Raw genomic sequence first — 4,040 nt, 5'->3', positions numbered from 1 at the left:
ACCACTCGCGAGGCTGCTCGGGTGGCCGGCCGGGTGGCCGCTTCAGGTGCGGTGCCGCCAGCTTCTGCAGGCCGGAGTGACTGCGCAGTCGGCCCAGGTACTCGATGTCGCGCTCTTCCAGGGCCTCCAACGTCGCGTTGTCGGTGAAACCGGCGTCGATGCGCACCCGAACCTGGGCGCCGGTGCTCTCGTTGAGTCGCCGCACCAGATGCGGGATCCAAGTGTCGGCGTTCTCGGCCGGGCCGGCGTTGCCCTCGCGCAGCAGGCCGCCCACCATGTCGCCGGTCTCGGCCAGCGAGGCGACCAGCGGCGAGTAGATGCGGGCCCCGTAAAGGCCATGATAGGCCGACCCGCCCTGGTGGCCGTGGACCTCGATCGGCAGGCCGTCGATGTCCAGCGTCAGCTGCTTGGGGCGCTCGCCGTTCTTCAGCGCGGTCAGGCGCCAGATCACCAGTCGCAGCAGGCCTTCGTGCACGGCATCGATATTGTCGCAGCGCCCGAGGCAGGTCAGCAGCCGCGACAGCGTGGCTTGAGAGGGCCGGTCCTGGGCCAGGGGCGTTGTCCCGCGCGCATCGCTGCAGGCCAGCTGCCAGAGCGGATCACGGCGCAGCGTGTCGGTATCGCTGAGGTCGATCCAGCCCATCGCACGCTGCAGCACCAGGGTACGCAACTGGCTGGCCAGCGAATGAAGGATGCGCAGCGGGTGGCGTCGATCGACCAGATTGTCTTCCAGCGCCTCAATCACGCCGCTGTTGTCGAGGGCTTCACGCAGCAGCAGGGCGCCGCTGTCGCTGGTGGTGCGTTGGCCGCTGAGCTCGACACGGACAGAACCGTTGCACGAGGGCGTCCAGGCGGATAGTCTTTCACCCATGGCGAGTGGTCCTCTTGAGTCGTGTTCTGCCAGGAACAGTTTGATTCTACAAGAGAAAACCACTCGCCATCTTGATTTTTAGTGCTGCCCCATGAATAAGGCGGGTTAATACCAACACTTTAATTCAATCCATGACAAAAAAATGGCCATTCATCTTGCAAAACATTATGGAGCGTCTACCTTGATAAGTGTCTTGACGCAGTGACGCGCAAGACAAGACGTTGCTTTCCCTTAATACCAGTTTCTGTTAGCCCACCCGTAATACGGGTTATTGATAGAATCGTTGGCATGAGAGGAATCGCCTCAGGAGTAACGTAAATGGTGGACGCTATAGGAATAGCGCTAGGCAATTAAACACTGCCTTTATCAAATCACACTGTTTGATGAGCCATGACCGTTAATTTGTTTAGACACCGGTGCAACCACACCCTGTCCTAATGCAAGCGCAAGGAGCAATAGCCATGAAAATGATTAAACCTGCTTTCCTCGGTACGTTGATGGTGCCTGCTTTCATGTTTGCCGCTGGCTCGGTCAGCGCTCAGGAAACAGTGGCAGCTGAAGCTACCTACCTCACCACGCAGCCTGAAAACACGTTCCATGCTGATTCGCTGATCGGCAACAACGTGAAAAGCACCGTAGAAGAAGATGAGGATATCGGTACCATTTCTGACCTGGTCATCGATGAAGATGGTCAGATCCAGGCTGTCGTCATGGGTATCGGTGGGTTCCTCGGCATGGGCGAGAAAGACGTTGCCGTCGAGTGGGACTCTCTGGAACTGACGAAAGATGATGACGGCGATGACTACGTGATTCGCGTCAATGCATCACAGGATGCACTGGAAGCTGCCGAAGAGTATGAGCGTGACTAAACGCTGATAACGGTAAGCGTTAAAAAAGGCCTTGGCAATTGCCAAGGCCTTTTAGCATCTAGACAGCAATACTTTAAGGCGCCAAGTTAACACTTCCATTAAGCTTTAAAGCCAGCTCAACTAAAAGTCAAAAGAAGCACTTGACGCCTTTTCCATAACACAAGTTATTAAATCAACCTTTTAACTTTGCGGTCATGGTAATCTCAGCATTCAATACTTTTGAAACAGGACAATTTGCTTTGGCCGTCTCTGCGGCTTCTTTAAAAGCGGCTTCATCCGCTCCGCTCACGCTAGCTTCTACTTCAAGATGAATTTTCGAAATATCGAAACCATTCGAGCCCTGTGACAGCGTTACGCTGGCCTGTGTATCAATGGACTCCGCCGTGTAGCCTTTTTCGCCAAGAATCATGGAGAGCGCCATGGAAAAACAGCCCGCATGGGCAGCACCAATCAGCTCTTCTGGATTGGTGCCCGGCGCGCCTTCGAAGCGCTGCTTGAACGAGTAGTTGGCGTCCAGCGCTCCACTTTCGGTAGATACATGCCCTTGGCCGTCCTTCAAACCACCTTCCCAACGTGCGCTTGCTTTGCTATCCATTCTGTTCTCCTTTCCCAGGGTAGTTCGCTAATGGCGAACTGAGCGCAAGAGAGCGTTCAGCCCTCTTCAGGGTAGCTGATTCTCTTTGGCTTGCCGAATGTGACGGGGCGATATCACCCGACGACTCGCTGCTCAGCGCCGCCAACTCGACGGGTGCACTGGCAGCACAAAGGGCCGCTACTTCTGCTGGGCGTGGTCAGCCATGTGCTGCCCTTTTCCCTGCTGGCACTGGCAACCACGCGCCTGGAAGCAGGGTTCACCTCGCTGCTCAACGCCACCACGCCTATTTTTACCGCGCTGCTGGGGGCGGCTTTTTTTGCCACGCCCGTGAAACGTCAGCAATACCTGGGGCTGACGTTGGCGCTGGTGGGAGTTTATGTGCTGTCGGCACATCGTCTGGACTTCAGTTTGGGGGGAGACGGCTGGTTCATCGTGGCCGTGCTGGGAGCCACCCTCTGCTATGGGGTCGCGGGCAATTATTCGAAAACCCGGCTAGGCCATTTACCCACGCGGGTACTGGCCGCGGGCAGCAGCGCCATGTCGGCGCTCGTGCTGCTGATCCCCGGCCTGCTGCTATGGCCCAGCGAGCCCATCAGCACGCTGGCCTGGGGTAACGCCTTGGCCCTGGCGGTGCTGAGCACCGCCGTGGCCTTTCTACTTTATTTCGGACTGCTGGCCAGCGCCGGGGCCACCGCCACATCCACGGTCACCTTTCTGGTGCCGGTGAGCGCGCTGCTGTGGGGCTATCTGCTGCTGGAAGAAACGCTCTCGCTGCAGGTAGTGCTCGGCATGGTGATTACATTGATGGGCACCGCCGTGGCCACGGGGCTGCTGCGCTTCAAACCTCGCGTGGTAATGCCTCTACGGCGTCCCCCACACGAATAGTCGCGCCCTGCCCCTTGGTCAGCGTGGCATTCTGGCCAAAAAAAGCGCCCTTCAGATGCGGCTGGGTATTAAGTGACAGCAGCGTCTTGAGTGGCTCGCCTTGGGCAGGGACCGCACCGGTCTGCTGATCCACAGTGGTGATCTTGCAGCGCTGGCAAGGCTTGCGCAGGGTGAGTTCGATACCACCAGTGGGTACTCGCAGCCCGGCCCAGCGGTCTTCCGCCCAAGCGGTGGCACACTCCACCACGATGTTGGGCCGAAACCGGTTCATGGGGATGGGAGATTGCCCAGCAGCCACCAGCGCCTGATTGAGCGCATCCAGCGAACCGGTGGTGGTAACCAGGAAAGGGTAGCCGTCCGAGAAGAAAGTATCCGCGCTGTCGCCCGCCAGGAAGTCCGCTTCCACGGGCCGTGGAAAGTCGCTGGCAAAGCGCACCAGACTCAAGCCCCGGGCCGTATCCCCCAAGGCAGCCTCCAGCCATCGTGACACCTCTGCACCTTCCGGATAGGCCTGGCAGTGATCTTTCCAGACGGTCACCTGGCGTAGCTCCCCCTCGGGCTCATCCAGTGAAATGGCGATAGGCGCCAGTGACGGATGCGAGAGCACCAGCGAGCGCTCATCGAGAGCCACGCCTATGGTGGCCAGGGCGGGCAGCTGACGCTGAGTGACGAAACGCTGCTGCGCATCGACCAGCATCCAGCGCCGATCACAGGCCAACCCGTGGGTGTAGAGCTCGCTCTGTTGCAGGTCGATCCCCTTGAGCGACTTGACCGGATAGACCGTCAGTTGAGTGATATTCACGGCAGCCTCATTTGAAGA

4 protein-coding genes and 1 pseudogene are annotated in these 4,040 nt (G+C 58.6%); 2 read left to right on the top strand and 3 right to left on the bottom strand.

Going from position 1 to position 4,040, the window contains the following annotated elements; genetic code table 11:
• A partial coding sequence (locus tag B7L72_RS16470; protein WP_139788546.1) for an IS1380 family transposase occupies positions 1 to 910 on the bottom strand: 910 nt, incomplete at its 3' end.
• A 422-nt stretch (positions 911 to 1,332) separates the two neighbouring features.
• Between B7L72_RS16470 and B7L72_RS16465 the strand changes: the two genes are divergently transcribed.
• Positions 1,333 to 1,740, top strand: coding sequence for a PRC-barrel domain-containing protein (locus tag B7L72_RS16465; protein ID WP_016914573.1), 408 nt, complete (start codon positions 1,333 to 1,335; stop codon positions 1,738 to 1,740).
• 172 nt (positions 1,741 to 1,912) lie between these two features.
• Here B7L72_RS16465 and B7L72_RS16460 read toward each other — a convergent pair whose 3' ends face one another.
• Positions 1,913 to 2,335 (bottom strand): OsmC family protein, encoded by a 423-nt coding sequence (locus B7L72_RS16460; protein WP_016914574.1) that lies wholly within the window; start codon positions 2,333 to 2,335, stop codon positions 1,913 to 1,915.
• Between the two features lie 150 nt (positions 2,336 to 2,485).
• Between B7L72_RS16460 and B7L72_RS16455 the strand changes: the two are divergent.
• Positions 2,486 to 3,220 (top strand): annotated as a pseudogene (locus B7L72_RS16455) (DMT family transporter); the annotation flags it as partial.
• Here B7L72_RS16455 and B7L72_RS16450 read toward each other — a convergent pair.
• The gene (locus B7L72_RS16450) at positions 3,174 to 4,022 is read right to left on the bottom strand and encodes an MOSC domain-containing protein (protein WP_081139109.1); all 849 of its coding nucleotides are present in this window, start codon (positions 4,020 to 4,022) and stop codon (positions 3,174 to 3,176) included. The pseudogene B7L72_RS16455 and the gene B7L72_RS16450 sit on opposite strands and share 47 nt — an antisense overlap.
• Positions 4,023 to 4,040: the final 18 nt, after the last annotated feature.

Source organism: Halomonas sp. BC1 (assembly GCF_002078135.1).
Taxonomy (GTDB): Bacteria; Pseudomonadota; Gammaproteobacteria; order Pseudomonadales; family Halomonadaceae; genus Vreelandella; species Vreelandella stevensii.
The sequence above is the reverse complement of the archived record's forward strand: the minus strand, read 5'-3'. Positions and strand labels throughout refer to the sequence as shown.

Bases quoted from the DNA above. Each gene is read 5' to 3' on its own strand.
- B7L72_RS16465 (WP_016914573.1), top strand. From the start codon at position 1,333: ATGAAAATGATTAAACCTGCTTTCCTCGGTACGTTGATGGTGCCTGCT.
- B7L72_RS16460 (WP_016914574.1), bottom strand. From the start codon at position 2,335: ATGGATAGCAAAGCAAGCGCACGTTGGGAAGGTGGTTTGAAGGACGGC.